General features: G+C 71.2%; 25 protein-coding genes. 13 read left to right on the top strand and 12 right to left on the bottom strand.

The features are described from left to right. Positions 1 to 58 precede the first annotated feature (58 nt). The 4 genes from DEI89_RS11485 to DEI89_RS11470 all read left to right on the top strand — a co-directional run bounded on the left by DEI89_RS11485 (position 59) and on the right by DEI89_RS11470 (position 2,910). Positions 59 to 829, top strand: coding sequence for a LamB/YcsF family protein (locus DEI89_RS11485; RefSeq protein ID WP_110904188.1), 771 nt, complete (start codon positions 59 to 61; stop codon positions 827 to 829). Beyond that, positions 826 to 1,548 carry an allophanate hydrolase subunit 1 gene (locus tag DEI89_RS11480; RefSeq protein ID WP_110904187.1) on the top strand — a complete coding sequence of 241 codons (723 nt, stop codon included), beginning with the start codon at positions 826 to 828 and terminating at the stop codon, positions 1,546 to 1,548. The genes DEI89_RS11485 and DEI89_RS11480 overlap by 4 nt, the downstream gene beginning before the upstream one ends. Continuing rightward, the gene (locus DEI89_RS11475) at positions 1,545 to 2,504 is read left to right on the top strand and encodes a biotin-dependent carboxyltransferase family protein (protein ID WP_181421609.1); all 960 of its coding nucleotides are present in this window, start codon (positions 1,545 to 1,547) and stop codon (positions 2,502 to 2,504) included. Before DEI89_RS11480 ends, DEI89_RS11475 begins: the two co-directional genes overlap by 4 nt. 100 nt (positions 2,505 to 2,604) lie before the next feature. Then, a complete protein-coding gene (locus tag DEI89_RS11470; RefSeq protein WP_110904186.1) occupies positions 2,605 to 2,910 on the top strand; it encodes a putative quinol monooxygenase in 306 nt (101 codons plus the stop codon). A gap of 88 nt (positions 2,911 to 2,998) precedes the next feature. Here the strand turns inward: DEI89_RS11470 and DEI89_RS11465 are convergent, their stop codons facing one another. The 3 genes from DEI89_RS11465 to DEI89_RS11455 are packed head-to-tail and all read right to left on the bottom strand — an operon-like array spanning position 2,999 to position 5,806. Then, complete coding sequence (locus tag DEI89_RS11465) at positions 2,999 to 4,054, bottom strand: DUF2891 family protein (protein ID WP_110904185.1); 1,056 nt, start codon at positions 4,052 to 4,054, stop codon at positions 2,999 to 3,001. Further along, positions 4,041 to 5,111, bottom strand: a complete 1,071-nt coding sequence (locus DEI89_RS11460) for a DUF979 domain-containing protein (protein ID WP_110904184.1) — start codon at positions 5,109 to 5,111, stop codon at positions 4,041 to 4,043. Before DEI89_RS11460 ends, DEI89_RS11465 begins: the two co-directional genes overlap by 14 nt. After that, entirely contained in the window at positions 5,108 to 5,806 is a 699-nt protein-coding gene (locus DEI89_RS11455; RefSeq protein WP_110904183.1) for a DUF969 domain-containing protein, read from the bottom strand. The genes DEI89_RS11460 and DEI89_RS11455 overlap by 4 nt, the downstream gene beginning before the upstream one ends. A gap of 105 nt (positions 5,807 to 5,911) precedes the next feature. Between DEI89_RS11455 and DEI89_RS11450 the strand changes: the two genes are divergently transcribed. Further along, a complete protein-coding gene (locus DEI89_RS11450) occupies positions 5,912 to 6,553 on the top strand; it encodes a GntR family transcriptional regulator (RefSeq protein WP_110904182.1) in 642 nt (213 codons plus the stop codon). 72 nt (positions 6,554 to 6,625) lie between these two features. Here the strand turns inward: DEI89_RS11450 and DEI89_RS11445 are convergent, their stop codons facing one another. After that, positions 6,626 to 6,976, bottom strand: coding sequence for a hypothetical protein (locus DEI89_RS11445; protein WP_110904181.1), 351 nt, complete (start codon positions 6,974 to 6,976; stop codon positions 6,626 to 6,628). Between the two features lie 217 nt (positions 6,977 to 7,193). On the opposite strand from DEI89_RS11445, the gene DEI89_RS11440 reads away from it, so the two are divergent. Both DEI89_RS11440 and DEI89_RS11435 read left to right on the top strand, forming a co-directional pair. Continuing rightward, positions 7,194 to 8,765 (top strand): phospholipase D-like domain-containing protein, encoded by a 1,572-nt coding sequence (locus tag DEI89_RS11440; RefSeq protein ID WP_110904180.1) that lies wholly within the window; start codon positions 7,194 to 7,196, stop codon positions 8,763 to 8,765. 238 nt (positions 8,766 to 9,003) lie between these two features. Continuing rightward, positions 9,004 to 9,552, top strand: a complete 549-nt coding sequence (locus DEI89_RS11435) for an alternate-type signal peptide domain-containing protein (protein WP_110904179.1) — start codon at positions 9,004 to 9,006, stop codon at positions 9,550 to 9,552. 69 nt (positions 9,553 to 9,621) lie between these two features. Here the strand turns inward: DEI89_RS11435 and DEI89_RS11430 are convergent, their stop codons facing one another. Beyond that, on the bottom strand, positions 9,622 to 11,088 hold the full coding sequence (locus tag DEI89_RS11430; RefSeq protein ID WP_110904178.1) for an SDR family oxidoreductase: 1,467 nt from the start codon (positions 11,086 to 11,088) through the stop codon (positions 9,622 to 9,624). Between the two features lie 37 nt (positions 11,089 to 11,125). Continuing rightward, on the bottom strand, positions 11,126 to 11,686 hold the full coding sequence (locus DEI89_RS11425) for an MOSC domain-containing protein (protein WP_110904177.1): 561 nt from the start codon (positions 11,684 to 11,686) through the stop codon (positions 11,126 to 11,128). A gap of 116 nt (positions 11,687 to 11,802) precedes the next feature. On the opposite strand from DEI89_RS11425, the gene DEI89_RS11420 reads away from it, so the two are divergent. Then, entirely contained in the window at positions 11,803 to 12,483 is a 681-nt protein-coding gene (locus tag DEI89_RS11420; RefSeq protein WP_375537775.1) for an NUDIX hydrolase, read from the top strand. Between the two features lie 103 nt (positions 12,484 to 12,586). On the opposite strand, the gene DEI89_RS11415 is transcribed toward DEI89_RS11420, so the two are convergent. The 3 genes from DEI89_RS11415 to DEI89_RS11405 all read right to left on the bottom strand — a co-directional run bounded on the left by DEI89_RS11415 (position 12,587) and on the right by DEI89_RS11405 (position 14,587). Continuing rightward, positions 12,587 to 13,129: a hypothetical protein gene (locus DEI89_RS11415; protein WP_110904176.1), complete on the bottom strand. Its 543-nt coding sequence runs from the start codon at positions 13,127 to 13,129 to the stop codon at positions 12,587 to 12,589. A gap of 164 nt (positions 13,130 to 13,293) precedes the next feature. After that, a complete protein-coding gene (locus DEI89_RS11410; protein WP_146236766.1) occupies positions 13,294 to 14,058 on the bottom strand; it encodes a hypothetical protein in 765 nt (254 codons plus the stop codon). Then, positions 14,048 to 14,587: an RNA polymerase sigma factor gene (locus DEI89_RS11405; RefSeq protein WP_110904174.1), complete on the bottom strand. Its 540-nt coding sequence runs from the start codon at positions 14,585 to 14,587 to the stop codon at positions 14,048 to 14,050. The genes DEI89_RS11410 and DEI89_RS11405 overlap by 11 nt, the downstream gene beginning before the upstream one ends. A 353-nt stretch (positions 14,588 to 14,940) precedes the next feature. Here DEI89_RS11405 and DEI89_RS11400 point away from each other — a divergent pair, with 353 nt between their 5' ends. Together DEI89_RS11400 and DEI89_RS11395 are read left to right on the top strand one after the other, a co-directional pair. After that, positions 14,941 to 16,044 (top strand): SDR family oxidoreductase, encoded by a 1,104-nt coding sequence (locus tag DEI89_RS11400; RefSeq protein WP_110904173.1) that lies wholly within the window; start codon positions 14,941 to 14,943, stop codon positions 16,042 to 16,044. 216 nt (positions 16,045 to 16,260) lie between these two features. Next, entirely contained in the window at positions 16,261 to 16,815 is a 555-nt protein-coding gene (locus DEI89_RS11395; RefSeq protein ID WP_146236765.1) for a TetR-like C-terminal domain-containing protein, read from the top strand. An 81-nt stretch (positions 16,816 to 16,896) separates the two neighbouring features. Here the strand turns inward: DEI89_RS11395 and DEI89_RS11390 are convergent, their stop codons facing one another. Next, positions 16,897 to 17,838 carry a LysR family transcriptional regulator gene (locus DEI89_RS11390; protein ID WP_110904171.1) on the bottom strand — a complete coding sequence of 314 codons (942 nt, stop codon included), beginning with the start codon at positions 17,836 to 17,838 and terminating at the stop codon, positions 16,897 to 16,899. 119 nt (positions 17,839 to 17,957) lie between these two features. On the opposite strand from DEI89_RS11390, the gene DEI89_RS11385 reads away from it, so the two are divergent. Together DEI89_RS11385 and DEI89_RS11380 are read left to right on the top strand one after the other, a co-directional pair. Beyond that, positions 17,958 to 18,986 carry a putative oxygenase MesX gene (locus DEI89_RS11385; protein ID WP_110904170.1) on the top strand — a complete coding sequence of 343 codons (1,029 nt, stop codon included), beginning with the start codon at positions 17,958 to 17,960 and terminating at the stop codon, positions 18,984 to 18,986. 32 nt (positions 18,987 to 19,018) lie between these two features. Then, positions 19,019 to 20,068: a methionine synthase gene (locus DEI89_RS11380; protein ID WP_110904169.1), complete on the top strand. Its 1,050-nt coding sequence runs from the start codon at positions 19,019 to 19,021 to the stop codon at positions 20,066 to 20,068. Positions 20,069 to 20,206: 138 nt separating this feature from the next. Here DEI89_RS11380 and DEI89_RS17705 read toward each other — a convergent pair whose 3' ends face one another. Continuing rightward, complete coding sequence (locus tag DEI89_RS17705; protein ID WP_181421614.1) at positions 20,207 to 20,413, bottom strand: hypothetical protein; 207 nt, start codon at positions 20,411 to 20,413, stop codon at positions 20,207 to 20,209. Further along, the gene (locus DEI89_RS18315; RefSeq protein WP_375537774.1) at positions 20,379 to 20,582 is read right to left on the bottom strand and encodes an SdpI family protein; all 204 of its coding nucleotides are present in this window, start codon (positions 20,580 to 20,582) and stop codon (positions 20,379 to 20,381) included. The genes DEI89_RS17705 and DEI89_RS18315 overlap by 35 nt, the downstream gene beginning before the upstream one ends. 678 nt (positions 20,583 to 21,260) lie before the next feature. On the opposite strand from DEI89_RS18315, the gene DEI89_RS11365 reads away from it, so the two are divergent. Continuing rightward, positions 21,261 to 21,746, top strand: coding sequence for a hypothetical protein (locus DEI89_RS11365; RefSeq protein ID WP_110904166.1), 486 nt, complete (start codon positions 21,261 to 21,263; stop codon positions 21,744 to 21,746). The last annotated feature ends 19 nt before the right edge of the window (positions 21,747 to 21,765 follow it).

The raw sequence follows: 21,765 nt of genomic DNA, 5'->3' as shown, positions 1-21,765 counted from the left end.
CGGTGACACGGTCGGCGGTGCGCGCTAGGTTGTTGAACAATCCCGACAGGAGGTCCGCATGCCCACGATCGACCTGAACAGCGACCTCGGCGAGGGCTTCGGAGCCTGGGCCGCGGGCGACGACCGCGCGGTGCTCGACCTCGTCTCCAGCGCGAACATCGCGTGCGGTGCCCACGCCGGCGACCCGACGATCATGCTCGACACCTGCCGGGCAGCAGCGGAGCGCGGTGTCGCGATCGGGGCGCACGTGGCCTACCGGGACCTCGCCGGCTTCGGCCGTCGGCCCGTGCACGTGACCCCGGACGAGCTGTACGCCGACGTCGTCCACCAGATCGGCGCCCTGGCCGCGGCAGCCCACGTCGCCGGCACCCGCGTCACCTACGTCAAGCCGCACGGCGCCCTCTACAACACGGCCTGCGCCGACGCGGTGCAGGCCGAGGCCATCGTCCGCGCGGTCGCTGACGTCGACCCCTCGCTGGCGGTCCTCGCACTGCCCGGGTCGGAACTGCTCCTCGCCGCGGAACGGCACGGCCTCCGACCGGTGAGCGAGTCGTTCGCGGACCGCGCCTACGAACCGGACGGCTCCCTCGTCGCGCGCAGCCGACCGGGCTCGGTGCTGCACGACCCCGACCAGGTCGCGGCCCGCGTGCTCCGGATGGTGACCGACGGCGTCGCCACCGCGGTCGACGGCACCGACATCAGCGTCCGGGCCGACTCGGTCTGCGTGCACGGCGACTCGCCGGACGCGGTCGCGATGGCCCGGGCGATCCGCACGCTGCTGGCCGAGCAGGGCGTCGACGTCACGGCGTTCGCGGTGCCCTCGGCATGACCCCCGACGTCCGGGCGGCCGGTGCCTCGGCGGTACTGGCGACGTTCGACTCCCTGGCCGAGGTCGTGGCGTTCCGCGCCGGACTGGCGAACACGGCGCTGGCAGACACGGCACCGGCGGACACGGCACTGGCCGACCCGGGACTGGCCGACCCGGGACTGGCCGACACGGGGCCCGCCGGCGCCGGGCTCCCCGGCGTCACCGAGGTCGTCTCCGGCGCCCGGACGCTGCTGTTCCGGTTCGACCCCGCCGTGACCGACGCCGGACGGGTCCGCTCCCTGCTGTACGAGGTCCGGCCCTCCCGTCCGACCGACGACCGCCACGAGCGCGAGCCCATCGTCGTCCCCGTCACCTACGACGGCGTGGACCTCGAAGCCGTCAGCACCCTGACCGGCATGACCCGCGACGACCTCGTCGCCTGGCACACCGGGCAGGTGTGGACGAGCGCGTTCTGCGGCTTCGCCCCCGGTTTCAGCTACCTGACGGGTACCGCGCCGTCGCTCGACGTGCCCCGCCGGGACGCCTCGCGCACCGCCGTCCCGAGCGGCGCCGTCGCCCTCGCCGGCGAGTTCAGCGCCGTGTACCCGCGGACCTCGCCCGGCGGCTGGCAGTTGATCGGGCGGACCGAGGTGCCGATGTGGTCGCTGGACCGCACCCCGCCCGCGCTCGCCCCGGCCGGCGTCCGTCTGCGCTTCGTCGACGCCCAGGCACGCTCGTGAGCACCCTGACCGTCGTGCTGGTCGGGTACGGCGTGACGACGCAGGACCTCGGCCGTCCCGGGCTCAGCGACATGGGGCTCGGTGCCGCCGGAGCGGCGGACCGCGGATCGGCCGCACTGGCGAACCGGATGGTCGGCAACCGTCCGGACGCGGCCGTCCTGGAGGCCCTCCTCGGCTCCGTCACGCTCCGCACCGACTCGTACACGGTCGCCGCCGTCACCGGTGCCCCGTGCCCGGTGTGGGTCGAACGGGCGGACGGCCGGGTGCGCGGCGCGGCCGCGTACGAGGTGCTGCTGCTCGAGCCGGGCGACACCCTGCGGGTCGGGCTGGCCGAGGACCGGCTGCGTGCCTACGTCGCGGTCCGCGGAGGCATCGCCGTCGAGCAGGTGCTCGGCAGTCGGTCGTGGGACTCGCTCGCGCAACTCGGTCCCGTGCCGCTGTCGGTCGGGGACGTCCTGCCGGTCGGGCCCGCGTCGGACGGTGTCGGTGCCGGTGCCGGTGCCGGTGCCGGTGCCGGTGCCGGTGCCGGTGCCGGTGCCGGCATCAGTGTCGGTGCCTGGCCGGTCGTCGACGCGGTGCCGCCGCCGCTCCTGCCGTGGCCCGGGGACCCGGTGGTCCTCGACGTGGTGCCCGGACCCCGCGACGACTGGTTCACCCCGGAGTGGCGGACGACCCTGACCGGCCAGGAGTTCCACGTCAGCCCGGACAGCGACCGGGTCGGGGTCCGCACCACCGCGTCCATTCCGCTGGTCCGAGCGGTCACCCGCGAGCTCCCCAGCGAGGGCGTCGAGACCGGGTCGTTGCAGGTCCCGCCGGCCGGGTTCCCGGTGCTGTTCCTGGCGGACCACCCGGTCACCGGTGGCTACCCGGTCGTGGCCGTCCTGACGCCGGAGTCGGTCGACCGTGCCGCACAGTTGCGCCCGGGCGACACGCTGCGCTTCCGGCTCGCCCGCTGAGCGCACCGGGTGCGCTGCGCCGGAACAACGCCCGGCCGGCCGTGGTTGGTGCCACCGGACACCGTCAGCGGACGGGGTCCGACGACGAAAGGTGCGCACCATGACGATGACCGTCTTCCTCGAGGTCCAGATCCGTGACGACGTCGCCGCAGACACGGTCGAGGCCGCGATCCGCGAGACCCTGGCCCAGACCGCAGAGCGTCAGGGCAACGAGTCGCTCGAGGTCCTGGTCGACGACGAGGACCCCACGCGCATGGTCGTGCTCGAGCGGTGGGCCACCGCCGAGGACCACGACGCCTACGTCGCCTGGCGCGCCACCCCCGAGGGCGCCGCGGAGGCGCTCGGCGCCGTCCTCGCCGCCCCGCCCGTCACGAAGACCTTCGGCCGCACGATCCCCCTGGTCTAGCCTCCCCCGCGAAACGCAACGTCGGCGGCACTGCGCAGCGGAACACCGCTGCGAGGAACCGCCGACGTTGCGTTTTGCGGAGCGGAGGTCAGCGGGCCGCGTGCTCGCGCGCCTCCATGGCGTCCCAGGCGAAGCTCGCCAGCCAGTGGGTGGAGTAGTACTCCTCGCCGACGCTCGCGGCGAGACCCGAGGCGAGCAGCCGGTCGGCCGCGCCGTCCAGCAGGTCCGCGAGCGCGGTGTCCGCGGCGTCGGCGGAGCGCAGGGCGTCCGCGATGCGCCGCGCCGATCCGGCCCGGGACAGGTCGAGCCCGAACAGGTGCACCTGCTGCGGGTCGTTCTCGTCGCGGACGGTCGTCGACGTGAGGATCGTGTCCCCGGCGGAGACCTGGGCGAAGAACCTCCGGGCCCAGGGACCGAACTCGGCCGTCGGCAGCACCGCCCGCATCAGGTCCGCCTCGGCCAGCCCGGCGGACAGGAAGTCGTGCCCGCTCCGCTCCCACGCGAAGGGCCATCCCGCGTCGTCGCCGAACCACTCACGGGCGGCGCGCTCGACGGTCGAGGCGAGGTCGTGCCGCCCGAGCGACCGGGCGCCGTCGAGCACGAGCAGCAGCCCGAACGCGGAGTTCGAGTGCACCCCGTGCCGGACCGGGTGCGCGGCGCCGTCGACCCACCGGGTGACGAGGTCCTCGAGCACCTCGACGACCGGAGCGAAGCCGGTGGTGAGCGCGCGGATCGCGGGCACCTCGGAGGCGGACACCTCGGCAGCCAGGCGCATCAACCACGCCCAGCCGTACGGGCGCTCGTAGTGCGGGGTCTCGCGGAGGTACGCGGCCTCGGTGGCCAGGTGCTCCGTCGACAGGTGGGCCTGCAGGACCGAGGTGATCCGGGCCTCCAGGTCGGCCGGCACCCCGTACGCGACCAGGCGGGTCGCGAGCCAGTGCATGTGCACCGACGAGTGCCAGTCGTACGACGTCGCGAAGGCGGGGTGCAGTTCGACCGGCAGTGCGCGGTCGTCCGGACCCGACGTCGTGTGGTGCGCGGCGTACGGGTACTCGCGCGTGACGTTGTCGAGGGCGACGGCGGCGAAGCCCGCAGCCCAGGCCGAACGCCCGAGGTCCGTCGCTCCGAGGTCAGAATGCGACAAGGTACATCACTCCCATGTTGACGACGAGCAGGATCCCGGCGGTCGGGATCTGCGCCTTGATCGGGCCGTACTTGTCCCGCATCTCGAGCAGGGCAGCGGGCACGAGGTTGAAGTTCGCGGCCATCGGGGTCACCAGCGTGCCGCAGAAGCCGGCGAGCATGCCGATCGCGAAGATCGGAGCCGGGTTGCCGTCGAAGCCCTGAACGAGCACCGGCCAGCCGATCGCCGCGGTCATGATCGGGAAGGCGGCGAACGCGTTGCCCATGATGACCGTGAACAGGGCCATGCCGAGGCAGTAGACGATGACCGCGGCGAACAGTGACCCGTCCGGCAGGACCGCCTTGATGATCGTCCCGACGGCCGAACCGACGCCGGCCTGGGTGAAGACGATGCCGAGCGTGGAGAGCATCTGCGGCAGGAGCGCCGCCCAGCCGATCGCCTGCAGCAGCCGGGCACCTTCGCGGACGGGGGTGTCGAGCCGTGGCGGGCGGAGCACGAGCACCGCGACGACGACGGCGAGCACCGATCCGATGCCGAGCCCGGTCAGGGTCGCACTCCCCTCGGCGAGGAGCGGCTCCCCACCGATCCGGACGAGCGGGCCGAGGGTCGCGACGAGCACCGCGACGACGGGGATCACCAGCGCGGGGATGAAGAGCCGGTTGCCGAACCGTTGCGCGAAGCCCGCGCGCTCGTCCGGGCTCGTCGTGGCGAGGACGCTCGTGCTGGAGCTCGGCCGGGTGGTGACCGCGGTCGGTTCGGCCGGCCCGGTCGCCGAGCCGGCTCCGGCACCGGGGACGCTCGCGACACGGGTGCGACTCGTGGTCCCGGTGAACCCGAGTCCGGCGAGCGCCACCATCACCAGGACGGCGATCCCGAGCGCCCATGCGGGGATCGCACCGGACACCACGAAGGTGCCGGCGAAGAAGGAGAGCCCGAGGATGCCCCAGAACGCCGCGTTGCCGAGACGCTTGGCGTGCGTGCGGTCGGTGACGATGAACACGGACACGGCGATGAAGAACGTGCCGATGAGCCAGTAGAGCCATTCGCTGGTGATCATGCTGCGACCCCCTGGGTCTGGTGGAGGTCGGCCGCCATCTTGTCGAGCCTGCGGTCGAGCAGCAGCAGCCGGGTGCCGTGCACGAGCAGTGCGGCGATGCCGGTGGGGATCGCCCACAGCGCCAGGTCGATCGGCTCGAGGGCGAGCCCGTAGGTGGTGTCGACGAAGGTCGTGATGAGCAGGATCGACCCGACCGCGACGAAGACGTCCTCGCCGAAGAACACCCCGACGGTGTCCGACGAGGCCGAGAAGCCCTTGATCTTCTCGCGCATCCGCTCGTCGATCCGGCCGTACTTCTTGGTCGCGGCTCCCTCGGCCATCGGGTGCACGAGCGGGCGGACGGTCTGCGCCGGGCCACCGATGCTCGTCAGGCCGACGGCGGCGGTGATCTGTCGCACCGCCAGGTACCCGGCGAGGATGCGCCCGGTCGTGAGCTTGTCGAGCTTCGCGATGAGGCGCTTCGCCTGGTCCTGCAGGCCGTAGCGCTCGATGAGGCCGATGACCGGCAGCACGAGCGCGAAGGTCGTCACGCTGCGGCTGGACGCGAAGCCGCTGCCGAACGCGGTGAGGATGCCGACGGGGTCGATCCCGCCGATGGCTGCGGTGACGATGCCCGCCACGGTGACGACGAGCAGCGCGTTGACGCGCAACGCGAAGCCGATGATCACGACGGCGACGCCGATGAGGACGAACATGCGGGACAGTCTGGCCCGCATTGTTCAACAATCTCAAGACCCTGCCGTGATCTGTAACACGGCGGTCACACGGGCCGCGCTGTCGGGCTCTGCGAGGATCGGCGCATGACCCGAACCGTCAGCGGCGCAGAGTCCACCGCGGCACGCCTGCGGTCCTCGATCGCGGACGGCGCCTTCATGCCGGGCACCCAGCTTTCCGAGGAGCGCTTGAGCGACCAGCTGGGCGTCTCGCGGAACACCCTGCGCGAGGCCTTCCGGCTGCTCGCCCGGGACCGACTCGTCGAGCACGTCTTCAACCGCGGTGTCTTCGTGCGGCGGCTCTCGGCGGCGGACGTCACCGACCTCTACGCCGCTCGTCGGGTGCTCGAAGAAGCCGGCATCCACGCCTGCACGCCAGATTCACTCGCCGTCGCCGCTGCTGCAGCCGCCGTCGCCGAGGCCCGGACGGCCGCAGCAGCGCACGACTGGCGAGCGGTGGGCAGCGCGGACATCCGCTTCCACGCCGAACTCGTCCGAGCCGTCCCGAGCACGCGGCTGCACGGCCTGATGGACTCCCTGCTCGCCGAGATGCGACTCGCGTTCCTCACGACGGACGACCCGGGGGCGTTCCACGGCGGGTTCGTCGAGCGCAACGACGCCATCGTCGCAGCGCTCCGCTCCGGGGACCGGGACGGCGCCTCGGCACTGCTCGCCGACTACCTCGACGACGCGGAGCGGGTCCTGCGGGCGGCGGCCACCGCGTCCTGACGGACGACGGCCGGGAGGCGCGGCGAGGGCCCGCCCCGTCCCTCCCGCACTCCTGCGTCGAGCAGCGCAGGCTCACTCCGCCGTCGGCGGCTCCGTCTGGTCGTCGCCCTCGGTGAGGTCCGCCCGGGTGTCCGCGTGGATGACGGTGTCGTGCCCGAACGTCCGGGCGGCGGCGCGGAGCCGGGCGACGAACTCGTCGTTCTCGAGCTCGAGTTCGTCCTCTTCGGCGTCCTCCACCACGACTTCGCTCGTCGGGCCGATGAGGATCTTCGTGGTCGTCATCGTGCCGTCGTCGGCGACTGCGGGCACTGCCACGGTGTCGGCCCGGTCCCCGCCGGAGAGCGCTGCCGCGTACTCGATGACGGCGTCCGCGACGTCGTCGCTCGTGAGGATCGCGGTGTTGTCGTATCGGATGGTCTTCATCGGTGCTGTTCCCCTTCCACCCTTCATCCTGGCCCTCGCCTCCGACGAAGGGCTCAGTTGCTCCGAGAACCGCGAATCGTTCCGGTGCCGGCCGTCGCACCGCCGGACGGGAGGCACGCGTGGACCCGTCCCCCGCCTCCCGTCCGCCTGCTGAGGACCCCCACAGGCCCGGAGGGGCGGTCCTGCCCGAGGCCGGGCGCGGCCCTATCCTTCGACCGTGCCCACTGATGCGCGTCACTGGTTCCTCACCCGCGACGAACGCGGCAACACCGCGACCGAGGTGCACGCCGGCACCGATGACGGCCCCGCGTGGTCCGACGGCAACCTCGTCCGCCCCCTGGTGCACGGGGCACCGTACTTCGCGCGGATCGAGGCGGAGCTGTCGGCGCTGCAGCCCGGCGACCGTGTCTGGTTCACCGACTGGCGCGGCGACGCCGACGAGCGCCTGCTGCCGGACGGCCCGACCATCGGCGACCTGCTCGCCGACCGCGCCCGCGCCGGCGTGGAGGTCCGCGGGCTCATCTGGCGCTCCCACGGCGAGCGGATCTCGGCGTCGCTCAGCGCGAAGGCGAACGAGCTGCTCGGGCGGAAGATCAACGACGCGGGCGGTGAGGTCCTCCTCGACCAGCGCGTCCGGTTCTTCGGCTCGCACCACCAGAAGTCCTTCGTCATCCAGCACCGCGACGACCCGTCGCGCGACGTCGCCTACGTCGGCGGCATCGACCTGTGCCACAGCCGCCGGGACGACGCCGGGCACGAGGGCGACCCGCAGGCGATCTCGATGGACTCCCGGTACGGCGACCGCCCCGCGTGGCACGACGCGTCGATGGAGCTCCGCGGCCCGGTCGTCGCCGACGTGCTCGCCGTGTTCGCTGAGCGCTGGGACGACCCGCACCCGCTGGACCGCAGCCTGCCGTACCGGATGCTGCTGCAGCGCCTGGTCCGGATGCCGCGCCGCCCGGAGCCGCTGCCGGAGCGGACTCCACCGCCACCGACCGCCGGGCAGCACGCCGTGCAGCTCCTCCGGACCTACGGGGTGAAGCGGCCGCCGTTCCCCTTCGCGCCGGAGGGCGAACGGAGCATCGCCCGTGCGTACGGCAAGGCGTTCCGCACCGCGAGGTCCCTGATCTGCATCGAGGACCAGTACCTGTGGTCCCGCGAGGTGGCGACCGGCATCGCCGAGGCCCTCGAACGGAACCCGGAGCTCCGGGTCATCATCCTGGTGCCTCGGTACCCGAACTCGGACGGGGTGTTCAGCGGCCCGCCGAGCCGTCTCGGGCAGATCGACGCGATGACGACCCTCCGGCGGACGGCCCCGGACCGCGTCGGGGTGTTCGACCTGGAGCACGAGTCCGGCCGGCCGATCTACATCCACGCGAAGGTGTGCATCGTCGACGACCAGTGGTTCACCATCGGGTCGGACAACTTCAACCGTCGCTCCTGGACGTCGGACAGCGAGCTGACCTGCGCGGTCGTCGACACTGCCGACGGCTCACTCGCCCGCGACCTGCGACACGAGCTGTGGGCCGAGCACTTCGCGACGACGCCGGACGACGCGCGGCTCGACGGCACGGGTGCCGAGCTCCTCGCCCTCTGGCGCTCGCATGCCCGGGCGCTCGACCACTGGCACGAGGACGGCCAGCCCGGGGCCCGTCCGCCGGGGCGGGTCCGCCAGCACGAGCCGGAACCGGTGTCGGCACTGCAGCGGCTGTGGGCGGCGCCGGCGGCGAAGCTCGTGGTCGACCCCGACGGGCGGCCGCGCGCGTCGCGGGGCACGACACGGTTCTGACGGACGACGCGGCAGACGGACAGGGCGACCGTCAGACCGACGCCTCGGTTCCCCGCACCTTGCCGACGACGACGTCGACGATGCCGGCGAGCAGCAGCCCGGCCGCGTGTCGGAACCGACAGACTCAGCCGCTGTCCCGCGTTCTGGGGGGCGGTGAAGTGGATGGTGCCCGTGTCCGCACTTCGGGGGACCAGTAGATTCAGGGCATCCCGCGGCTCCCCGGACCGAACGGAACCCCGTGCGCTCGATCGTCACCGGCACCATCGCCGCCGCCACCGGCATCACGCTGCTGCTCGGCGGCGCCGGCAGCTTCGCCCTCTGGAACGCCGACGCGAGCACCCGCTCGTCGACCGTGCACGCGGGGGACCTCGCCCTGACGGCGAACCCGGACGGCGTCTGGACGGACATCACGAACGGTCACTCGGACCCGGTCGACATCTCCGCGGTCCGGATGGTTCCGGGGAACGCGTACCAGTTCCACCAGACCTTCGACGTCACGGCCACCGGTGACGACCTGTCGGCCGACCTGAGCTGGACGCCGCTGGACATCACCGGGGACGCCGAACTCCGGCAGGCCGTCACCAGTTCACTCGCCGTCACCTCCGACAGCGCGGCGCTCACCCCGGCCGGGCGGACCTCGTGGCTCGTGCGGCCCTCGGCGGGCGTCTCGGTCCTCGACGTCACCGCCACGATCGGGTTGTCGTCGGACGTCACCACGGGCGAGGACCAGACGATCGACCTCAGCGGCCTGACGTTCACCCTGACGCAGAAGCCGATCGAGGACTGACCCCGCCCCCTCCCCTGCCTCGGGCTGGCCGGTCGGTGTCGTGGAAGTGCGCTGCACCGACCGCGACGGTCACCACGAGCTCGGTGCGTAGTCCTTCAGGAAGACACCGAACAGGTCCTCGCCCGCCTCGCCGCGCACGATCGGGTCGTACACGCGGGCGGCTCCGTCGACCAGGTCGAGCGGGGCGTGGAAGCCCTCCTCCGCGAGCCGGACCTTCGTCGGGTGCGGGCGTTCGTCGGTGATCCAACCGGTGTCGACGCTCGTCATCAGGATGCCGTCGGTCTCGAACACCTCCTGCGCGCTCGTCCGCGTGAGCATGTTGACGGCGGCCTTCGCCATGTTCGTGTGCGGATGCCCCGGCCCCTTGTAGGCACGACCGAACACCCCCTCCATGGCACTCACGTTGACGATGTACGTGCGCCGCGCAGCGCTCGCCGCCATCGCGGGACGCAGCTTCGAGATGAGGATGAACGGCGCCGTCGTGTTGGCGAGCTGGACCTCGAGCATCTCGAGCGGGTCGACCTCGTCGACGCGCTGCGTCCAGGAGTTCTCGTCGTGCAGGTCCGGCACGAGCCCACCGGCGTCGATCGCAGTGCCCGCAGCGTGTCGCTCGAGCGAACTCGAGCCCGGCGCCATCGCCTGCTCAGTGAGCTCGTCCGCACGGGCTGCGGCGGCGGCGAGGATCGGGTGCGCCGTGACCGAGCGTGCGAGGGCCTGGGGGTGCCGGTCGTTCGTGTGCCCGAAGGTGACCAGCTCCGGCAGTGGGCCGTCCGGGAGCGGTGCGAGTTCGGCGCCGACGAGGGGCTGGTACGCCCCGGTCGACCGGCGCACCGTCTGCGTGGCGTTGTTGATCAGGATGTCGAGCGGGCCGGCCGCGGCGACGTCCTCGGCGAGCCCGATGACCTGAGCGGGATCACGCAGGTCGATGCCGACGACCTTCAGGCGCGACATCCACTCGGCGGAGTCGGGCAGGCTCGCGAACCGGCGCACCGCGTCGCGGGGGAACCGCGTGGTGATGGTGGTGTGCGCCCCGTCGCGCAGCAGCCGGAGCGCGATGTACATGCCGATCTTCGCGCGTCCGCCGGTGAGCAGCGCCCGCTTGCCGGTCAGGTCGGTCCGGGCATCGCGCTTGGCGTGGCTCATCGCAGCGCAGCGGGGGCACAGCTGGTGGTAGAACGCGTCGACCAGCGTGTAGTGCTGCTTGCAGATGTAGCAGGGGCGGGACTTCAGCAGGGTGCCGGCGGTGGACGACCCGGACGAGGTGCTGATCGGGATGCCGCGGGTCTCGTCGTCGATGCGGTCGGACGCCCCGGTCGCGGTGGCGGCGATGACGCGACGATCCGCGTCGGCGACGACAGCCCGCTTCTCGAGACGGTGGGCGCGCTTCACGGCCTTGAACATCTTCGCCGTCGCCTGACGCACGCGGACGAAGTCAGCGTGCGTCTCGTCGATGTCGGTCAGCTGCTCGAGGACCCGGAGCGTGACGCTCAGGTCTGCCGGGTCGATGCCGCTGGGTTCGAGACGCTCGGAGATCACACGGGATTCTACGGCGGACCGGGCACCGCTCCCGTCGTCACACCGGGCTGAGCGGCTGGAGGTCGCCCTCGGGTAGCTCGACCCGCACCCCGTCGCCCGGCCGGACGACTCCCCCGGTCACGACGACGCCCATCACTCCGCCCTTGCGCGAGACGGACCCGTCCTCGGTGCGGCCGAGCACCTGGCGGAGCAGCCCCGGCTCGAAGCCGTTGATCTGCTGGCACGGGTTCCGGAGGCCCGTGACCCGCACGCACGCGTCGTCGCCCAGGTGGAGCAGCGCTCCGGTGGGCAGCCCGAGCAGGTCGACCCCGCGGGTGGTGACGTTCTCGCCGAGTTGGCCGGGCTCGACGACGTACCCCGACGCGTCGAGCTCGTCGAACAGCTCGGCGTGGATCAGGTGCACCTGGCGCAGGTTCGGTTGCGAGGGGTCCCGAGCGACGCGGGACCGGTGCTGCACCGTCGTCCCGGCGTGTGCATCGCCCTCGATGCCCCACCCCTCGACGAGCGTCACCTCGTCGACGACGGGCTTGCTGAACCGGTGGTCGTGGTCCCGGCTGACGGCCACGACCTCTGATCGGCCTGTTCCCTCGTTCCCCATGCCCCGAGTCTCGCGCACCGCGCCCGCCGTGGGCAACGGGCACCCCTCCCGACTCATGCCTAGGCTGACGGAGTGGTCCTGCCCAGTACGTCGTCCGCCCGCTTCCACCGGCTCGCATCGTGACCGCGCGGGCTCAGCTCGCGGCGGCCGTCACCCCCGCCGCCGCACCACTGGTCAGCAGCATGCCGGCAGCACCGGACCCACGGCAGGCTGCGGTGCTCATGCTGTTCGGCCCGCTCGACCGCGTCCCGAGCGAGCGACCGGCACGAGCGGCCGAGGTCTCACGGGACCTGGACGTCCTCCTCCTCTCCCGTGCCAGCACCCTGCGCTCCCACGCCGGCGAGGTGGCCTTCCCCGGCGGACGCGTCGACCCCGGTGACGCCGATGTGGTGGCTGCCGCACTCCGGGAGGCGCGTGAGGAGACCGGCCTGGACGTCACCGGCGTCGACGTGCTCGGGTCTGCTGCGCCCGTGCCGCTGGCGCACTCCCGGCACCTGGTCACGCCGGTGCTCGGCTGGTGGCGCACGCCGTCCCCGATCCGCGTCGTGGACGAGGCCGAATCCGCCGCTGTCTTCCGCACCCCGGTGGCCGACCTGCTCGACCCGGAGAACCGCGGCACCACCGTGTTCCGCCGGGCGGGTCGCACCTGGCGCGGGCCGGCGTTCACCGTCCTCGCCGACTCCGGGTCGTACGTCGTGTGGGGCTTCACCGCGACACTGCTGGACGGCCTGTTCGACCGGGTCGGGTGGACCGAGCCCTGGGACCACGAGCGGATCGTGGCGATCCCCGGGCAGTGAGCGGTCCTCCTGCTGGCGGTGCACCACGGCCGTCGACGTGACGGACGGGAGGCGCCGTGCCAGCCGGCACCGCGCCTCCCGTCCGGTGGTGGAGCCGGTCTGGTCAGCGACGCCACTTGTCGAGGATGCCGGCCTTCGAACGCTGCTGCTCGCCCTGCTGCGCGCCCATCACCAGCAGCACACCGGTCAGGACCGGCGTCGCCCACTGCAGGATCTTCTGCTGCCCCTGCGCCGCCTTGAGCGCGTCCGACGCGTTCGCGTTCGGCTCGGTCGTGCCCGCGGCGCCCTCCCGGGCGTGCTCCGCCATCTTCTTGCCGACCGCAGCCGACCAGAACGTCGTGACCAGGGCGGCCCCGGTCAGCACCAGCTTCAGACCCGTGTTCGTCCGGGCGCCCTGCTGGACACCGAGACGGTCGCGGTTCGCGATGATCAGGCCGATCCCACCCACGCCGTGGACCGCGAGCGCCGCGAGCTGCACCGGCGCCCACTTCGCCCACCCGACGGACGACAGGGTGAGGCGCTCGACAGGGTCCTTCGCCCCGGCGGAGGCACCGTTGAGGCCGATCGCGCCCATGAGCTGACCTCCGAACCAGGCCGCGAGGCCGAGGTCGTGCATGCTGCGGATGACGGTGTTGTTCTCGGACATGAGGTGACTCCCTGGGTCGGTGACGTGGTGCGCGGGACGCTACGCGGACGCAGGATCGGGACGGCCCAGGACCCGCGTGATCTGCGCGACGGGCGGGAAGCACCCCCCAATGGCTGCTTCCCGCCCGTCGTCGCCCTCGCGACCTCGGCCGTCGCCCGGGACCGCTACCCCCAGACCTCCTGCTGGATCGCGGGGAGCAGACCGTTCGTGGGGAAGTTGGTCTGGCGGATGAGCAACCAGGTCGATCCCTCCGAGTAGAAGGTGAACGTGGTGTCGACCGGGTAGACCTCGTCCGCCCGCGTCATCCGGCACAGGCGACCAACGCCGCTGTCCGAGCAGGTGTACCCGGTCCGCACGAGGAGGCTCTCGTAGTCCGTGATCGTCTCGGCGGTGTCGGAGCCCAGGTCGACGGTGAGCCCGCTGACGTCCGCACCCGGGTCCCGCCAGATGCACGAGAGGTCGACGGTCGGCCGGTGGTCTCCGTCACTGCCCGCCTCGCTGCCGGCAGGGTCCTGGAGCGGGGTCGAACCGAACAGCCGGTCGTACTCGGACGCCGGGACGAGCGCCCGGCAGTCCGTCGGCAGCGTGCCCGCACGCGCCACGGGTGTCGGCGTGGGGGTCGGCGTCGGCACGGGGTCCGGCGTCTCCTGGACCGACGCGGACGCCGGGGTGCTGGGCATCGCCGGTTCGGAAGGGCTCGGGGCAGGAGCCGGTGCCGATGCGGTGAAGGGCTGCGGGATCATCCCGAGGGCCACACCGCCGCTCGTGGCACCGAGGCCGAGCAGGGCGATGACGCCGATGGCGATGCCGGCACGGCGGCCTCGTCGGCGCGGTGCGGGGCGACGGTCCTCGGCACGGTCGAGGACGGTCTGCTTCATCGAGACGAGCATCCGCTGCAGGTCGTCTCCGGTGGGGGGCTCAGTGTTCATCGTGCATCACCGCCTTCTTCAGTCGTGCGCGCGAGCGGGAGACCCGCTGGGTCACGGCACCGACGCTGAGGCCGAGGATCTGCGCAGCCTCCGCGTACGAGTGCCCCTCGAGCAGGCAGAGTTCGCAGATGCGCTGGTCCGTCGGGGCCAGGGTCGCGATCTCGTCGCGGACCCAGCGCAGGCGTTCGCGGGCCTCGTCGGCGTCGGGCGGCGTCGGCAGGTCCTCGGGGAGCTCGTCAGCGGCCCCCTTCGCGAGGCGCCGGGACTGGTTGCGTGCGTGGTTCCGGCACACGACCAACAACCACGGCAGCAGTGCGCTCGTGGCGAGGTCGAGTTCGCCGCCCTTCTGCCAGAGCGTCAGGAACGTGTCCTGCACGAGCTCCTCGACGTCCTGCCTGCTGCCGGCCAGTGCCCACGCGTACCGGGTCAGTGTCGGCGCGAACCGGTCGAACGCGTCGGCCAACGCCGTCCGTTCCCCGCTCGCGAGCCGACGAGTCAGTGCTGCGTCGGCTTCGGTGTCCTCTTCCACGGATGCCCCCTCTCACTACAGAAGTGTCGGGTGCGGGGCGATCCTGACGAAGACTCCACGAATCGGTGTGTCGAGGTCGCCGGCTTCACCGGCGCCGGTGGTGGCTTCGGGCACGACGGCGTCCTCCGCGGAGCAGCCATGCGCTCGGTCAGCCTCACTGTCGGATGAGGCGGTGCGTCTCGACGCCGGGCGGTCGGTGTGACGGACGGGAGGCACGGTGTCAGCTGGCACCGTGCCTCCCGTCCGTCGCTCGTCGCGGACCGTTCCTGGACTGCGGCCGGGGTCCGCCGGGCAGGATCGGCACCGGCGCGGCAGCAGCTGCGCAACGTTCACCACCCGACAGGAGCCGCATCATGACCGACGGATCGCCCGCCTCTGGGACACCAGCCGACAGCAGCGACGTGGTCCTCGTCGTCGGAGCCGGTGGTGTCGTCGGGCGCAGCGTCGTGGAGCACTTCGCCCGCCGTGGTGTCCGCACCCGTGGGGCCAGTCGTCGCGCTCCGCAGGGGCCCGTGTCCGGGTGGGACCACCTGCCGGTCGACCTGTCCGACACCGAGGCGGCGGTCGACGGACTGCGCCCGGCTGCCGACACGACGCGTCTCGCGTTCGCCGCGTACGTGGAGCACGCGGACCTCGCCGAGCAGATCGCCCCGAACGTCGCCCTCCTCGAGAACACGCTCGACGCCCTCGACCGTCTCGGCGCTCCGCTCCGGCACGTCACCCTCTACCAGGGGATGAAGTACTACGGGGCACACCTCGGGCGCTTCAGGACGCCGGCGAAGGAGGACGACCCGCGCCTGATGGTGCCGAACTTCTACTACGACCAGGAGGACCTGCTCCGCGAGCGCGCCGCCTCCCGAGGCTTCGCGATGACCGTGCTCCGGCCCGAGGCCGTGATCGGGTACGCGCAGGGCACGCCCATGAACCTGCTCATGGCGATCGGGACGTACGTGAGCATGACGAAGGAGCTCGGGCTGCCGCTGCGGTTCCCCGGCGCCCGCACCACGTACGACGGGATCTTCTACCAGATGACGGACGCCGAGCTCCTCGCCCGTGCCACCGACTGGGCCGGCACTGCGCCGGCTGCAGCCGGGCAGGCGTTCAACGTCACGAACGGCGACGTCGTCCGCTGGAGCCACCTGTTCGAGCGCCTCGCCGACCACCACGGCCTGGACCTCGCCGAACCCCAGTCGATGGAACTCGCGCAGGTGATGCCCTCCCGGGAGGACCTGTGGCAGCGGATGGTCGAACGGCACGGGCTGGTCGCCACCCCGTACGCGGACCTCGTCGACTGGCGGTTCGCGGACATGATCCTGAACTCGACGTGGGACAACGTCTCGTCCCTGATCAAGATCCGGCAGGCGGGGTTCGCGGAGTGCCACGACTCGGCGGACCGGCTCGTGGAACTCCTCGACGACCTCGGTCGGCGGCGGATCCTGCCCGTTCCCGCGAGGTAGTGCCCCGCCTACCCGATCAGCGTCGGCCACCGTCGCCTCCCGGAAACGGCAGCCTTCCGGGCGCCGCGGATCGGCCACGCGACCGTGGTGGTCCTCGGCAACGTGTGGGACGAACCCGCAGCGGCGGTGACCCCCATGCCGACGGACCAGGTCGTCTTCGGCTTCCCCGGCGCCGGCGGCGGCTACGGGCAGGACGGCGTCCTCCGCGGAGCAGTCATGCGCTCGGTCACCCTCGCCGCGTCGACGTCGCCGTCCGATCGCCGCGGACTGGAGGCCCGTGCCGCGTTCCGCCAGGCCGGTTTCGCCGTCCGCGACGAACGGGACATGCGCGGAATCCCGGCTGCGTCGCGGAGCATGGCCGTGATCGTCGAGGCGCTCGGAGCCGTGGCAGCGGGGAGCGGATCCCCTGCCGACCTGCCCGGGGACGCTTCTCCGCTCAGGGCCTCTGTCGCCGTATGGGCGGAACGGTCCGGGCTCGCCGACGTCGATGTCGAGGTGCTCGCGCTCGCGCTGCTGACGTGGACACGGTTGCACGGCATCATCAGCCTGGAGATCGGCGGGCACCTTCTGCTCCTGCGCCCGTCGCTACTCCAAGCTGTCGCGGCTGATCTGGTCGAAGTCACCGGCTGCGCAGGCCGATTCGCCCTGGATGCTGTAACCACGTGGATCGGCCAAGAAATCGATGGATGCCAGCGGTCCGCCGGCACCTCGAACTCCGAGGACCGGTTCGGCGCCGCCGCTCTGGTAACGCTCAGTGGACTGGAGGCGTGACCCGCGTGACGGACGCGGGTCGCGCCTCCAGGCTGGTCACCGCACGAGCGGTCACCGCACCTGTCGTCGGCTGCCGGCCGTCTACCCGAGCGGCTCGACGCCGTAGCCGATGACCACCGCTCGCAGCTCGTCCAGGTACGTCTGCGCCTGCACGGTCAGGGGCACCGAGGCGTGGGCGATCCACCCGATCTCGATGCGTTCGTCGACGTCGAGCGGGATGGCGACGATCTCCGGGTCGAGGTCGTCACTGATGAGGCCGGTCGAGATCGTGTACCCGCCCAGGCCGATCATGAGGTTGAAGATCGTCGCCCGGTCCGAGACGCGGATCTCCCGCTTGCTCGACATCGTCGACAGGATCTCCTCCGCCAGGTAGAAGGAGTTGTTCGCGCCCTGGTCGAACGTCAGCCGTGGCAGGTCGGCGAGGTCGGCGAGGGTCGCGCGCTCCCGTGACGCGAGCGGATTCCGCCGGGCGACGAAGATGTGTGGTTGGGCGACGAAGAGCGGGGTGAACACGACGCCGGCGTCACGCATCAGCTTGCCGAGGACCTGGCGGTTGAAGTCGTTGCGGTAGAGGATGCCCACCTCGCTGCGCAGCGTGCGGACGTCCTCGATGATGTCCCACGTGCGCGTCTCACGGAGCGAGAACTCGTACTCGTCCGCCGCCGCCGCCTCGACCATCCGGACGAAGGCCTCCACGGCGAACGAGTAGTGCTGCGCCGACACCCCGAGCAGCCGACGCGACGGTTGCCCGCCGACGTAGCGCTGTTCGAGGAGGGAGACCTGCTCGACGACCTGTCGGGCGTACCCGAGGAACTCGACCCCGTCGACGGTGAGCACGACCCCCCGGGCCGAGCGGGTGAAGAGCGGGCGTCCGATCCGCGTCTCGAGGTCCTTCATCGCCGCGGACAGCGTCGGCTGCGCGACGTAGAGCAAGTCGGCTGCCGCGCTGATCGAGCCCTCCGTCGCGACCTCGATGAAGTACCGGAGCTGCTGCAGGGTGATGTCGTTCGAGACCCGGGCCATAGGCGCAGGCTATACCGGCGCATAGCGCCTCGGTATTACCTGATGACCCGCGCCTGCAGTCATGATCGTGGGACACCTTCCCCCGAGCCCCCGGGCACTCGACGTACGGACTGCCGACCATGGCGAACGACCTCACCTTCAGCATCACCAGGACACGGTTCGACGAGGACTACTCCCCATCGGACAGCTCCCGGCTGACCACGAACTTCGCCAACCTGGCGCGCGGCGAGCACCGCCAGCAGAACCTCCGCACCGCCCTCGACATGATCGACCGGCGCTGCAACGACCTCGCCGGCTCGGCCGGCTCGGCCGGCTCGGCCGGCTCGGCCGGCTCGGCCGGCTCGGCCGGCTCGGCCGATGATCGCTACCGCGTCGAGCTCGACATCGCCTCGGTCACGGCGCACTTCGTCGACCGGGGTGCCTCGGTCGAGTTCCCGTTGCTCGAGATGCTCGACGTCACGATCGTCGATCAGCACACCGGCGAGCGCCACCAGGGGATCCTGGGCAACAACTTCTCCTCGTACCTGCGCGACTACGACTTCGCCGTGCTGCTGCCGTCGCTCGACAAGAGCGCTGGCATCCCTTCGGACTTCGGCGAGCTGCACGGGCAGCTCTTCCAGCGCTTCCTGGAGTCCGCTGCGTTCCAGGACCAGTTCACCGCCGAGCCCGTGGTCTGCATCAGCGTCTCCACGAGCCAGACCTACCGGCAGACGGAGTACGTCCACCCGGTCCTCGGCGCCGAGTACGAGCACGAGCACTCCTCGCTCACGGACGACTACTTCGGTCGGATGGGCATGCAGGTTCGGTACTTCATGCCCGCTGGCGGGAAGGCGCCGCTCGCGTTCTACACGCGCGGCGACCTGGTCAACGACTACTCGGACCTGCAGCTCATCGGCACGATCAGCACCATGGAGACGTTCCAGAAGATCTACCGACCGGAGATCTACAACGCGAACACGGCCGCGCCGAGCACCTACCGCCCGAGCCTCGCGCACACGGACTACTCGGTGCCCTCCGTCTCGTACGACCGCGAGGAACGGAGCCGCCTCGCGATCACCCAGGGCCGGTACACCGAGGAGCACCTCGTCACGCCGCACCGAGCACTCCTCGAGCGGTGGGCCACCCGCGCCGCCGTCCCTTCCCTCTGATCAACACCCCACCCGACAGGAACCACCTGCACATGAGCACCCTCCTGCCCACCGCGATCGTCGGCAGCCTGCCGAAACCCTCCTGGCTCGCCGAGCCCGAACGACTCTGGTCCCCCTGGCTGCTCGAGGGGGCAGCGCTGACCGAGGGCAAGCAGGACGCACTCCGAGCCGCTGTCCACGAGCAGGAGCGCCACGGCATCGACATCGTGAGCGACGGCGAGCAGACCCGCCAGCACTTCGTCACGACGTTCATCGAGCACCTGGACGGCGTCGACCTCGAGCGCAAGGAGACGGTCCGGATCCGTGACCGGTACGACGCGGCCGTCCCCACCGTCGTCGGTGCCGTGAGCCGTCGGGCGCCCGTATTCGTGGACGACGCCGCATTCCTCCGTGCCCAGACCGACCGCCCGATCAAGTGGGCGCTCCCCGGCCCGATGACCATGATCGACACCCTCTCCGACCAGCACTACAAGAGCCGCGAGAAGCTGGCATGGGAGTTCGCCACGATCCTCAACCAGGAGGCGCGCGAGCTCCAGGACGCCGGCGTCGACATCATCCAGTTCGACGAGCCCGCCTTCACCGTCTTCCACGACGAGGTGCAGGACTGGGGCGTCGCTGCGCTCGAGCGGGCGGCCGAGGGCTTGCGCGCCGAGACCGCCGTGCACATCTGTTATGGCTACGGCATCGAGGCGAACAACAAGTGGAAGGAGACGCTCGGAGCGGAGTGGCGCCAGTACGAGCAGTCGTTCCCGCTCCTGCAGCAGTCGTCGATCGACATCATCTCGCTCGAGTGCATCCACTCCAAGGTCCCGCTCGAGCTCGTCGAGCTGATCCGTGGGAAGAAGATCATGCTCGGGGCGATCGACGTCGCGACCGAAACCGTCGAGACCCCGGAGGAGGTCGCGGAGGTGCTCCGCCGAGCGCTCGAGTTCGTCGACGCGGACAAGCTCATCCCGAGCTCCAACTGCGGCATGGCGCCGCTGGCGCGGGGTGCCGCGCTCTCGAAGCTCGGCGCGCTGTCCGCGGGAGCCGCCATCGTGAAGGCTGAGCTCGTCGGCACGGCGGTCCCGTCGGCACGCTAACCACTGCGAGACACCACGGCGGCTCTCTTCCGGAAGGAGGAGAGCCGCCCTGTTCGTTTTGGTGGCGAGGTGCTCGGCTCTCGATCCGGCCTGGAGGCGCGGCTGCGGTCCGCCCGACACGTCACGTTGGTACTGGCGTCAGCCGTCGCCTTGCCCGCGGTCCCGGTCCCGGTCCCGGGCGCTGTCGCTGTCGCTGTCGCTGTCGCTGTCGCTGTCAGAGAGAACACTCGATCGACGCGAGCAGACGACGATCGTTGCGAACACCGCTGCGACGATCCAGGTTCCGCCGAGCGGCCCCGCGAGGGCGAGGTCAGGCGGGTACTTCGCAGACGCGAACAGCAGCACCAGACCGCCCAGCAACGCTGGTCGGGAGCACAGCAGCCTGGTGCCCTACGCGCCACACTGCTCCGTCTCGCATCGTCGCACTCGTGCGTACACCGACGAACGAGTTCCGGCCGATGACGCCGCGCTCGGGCAACACGACGAAGACCACGGTCAACACCGCAGCAACCATCTCGATGAAATCCACTTGCCTCCCCTTCCCCGAAGCGGCCGAGCGAGCGCCTGGTCAGGATCGCCCCTGCACATGATCTGATAGCTCAACGGATACATTTTGCATTTCAGCGGAGGCCAGAGCATGCTGCTCTCCATGAAGAGGTGGATCCGCTTCCCTGCCGTGGTCGTCGGCGCTGCAGCCTGGGCGTACGGGTGCTTGTACCTGAGCCCGCTCCTGACCGGCTGGATGGGAGCAGCCACACTCTGGCTGGCGACGACGCGCTGGAGCTCCGGCGAGCCGATCGAGCTTCCGGCCGGCACGGAGGTCGATCCCACAGTTGTCCGGAGGTACCGCGAGGACCATCCCGGAGTCTCGATCGAGCGAGCAGTCGCTGCCGTCGCCGGAGCGTCAGCGGCTCGGCCAAGCGGGCACGATGAGACGCGTCGTTCAACACCGAACGCCCCGCCGACCGAAGCCAGCAGGGCATCACAGTAGCCCCGGGCACGCCGGCGCCTTCACTGCTGCTCTGCGGCATCGACACGAGGCCCGATGAGGAAAACGCAACATGGGAGGCGGCCGCATCATGAGTCCGCGGATACCGGGTAGTGCTCGTCCTCGCAAGGTTGTGCAGCACAGTGATATGTAGCACTCTGGGGGTGCCCGCCGTGTCTTCGGCGGCAACGAGGGGAAGAAAACATGAAGAAGTCCATCTCGCTCCTCGCAGCGGTGGTGACCACCGCAACCGCGGCGGCACTCCTGATCGCGGAGCCTGCGCAGGCCCAGAGCGCAACGCAGGTCGAGGTCCCGTCGAACGTCGTGATCGATGAGAGCTTCGATCCCACTGGGGAGGTCGTCGTCGCCGGTGACGGACGCTCCGCTCGGTCGGGAGATTGTAAGGACAGAGCATTTGCGGTCGTCGCGACGATGACGCAGTCCTTGAACGGCTGCAGCGTCATCGGCTCGAAGGCATCAACCCAGGTGCAGTACAAGTGGTACAAGCATCAGGGCAACTCGAGCCCCTGCATCTGGGGGAAGTCGTTCAACGCGAAGCACGCTCCGACCTGGACGGCCTTGGACTGCGGCACTGGTCGCTCGAAGTCCGTCCCGTGGGGGAACGTGGCTGCCACCAAGAAGATGAAGGGCCTCACCGGCATCGGTTGGGCCGGAGTGCAGTGGCAGTGATGCCAGAGCGATCGCGGCG

This window comes from Curtobacterium sp. MCBD17_030 (assembly GCF_003224255.1).
Taxonomy (GTDB): domain Bacteria; phylum Actinomycetota; class Actinomycetes; order Actinomycetales; family Microbacteriaceae; genus Curtobacterium.
Note: the sequence above shows the minus strand (reverse complement) of the source record. Positions and strands in the feature narration are given on the sequence as shown.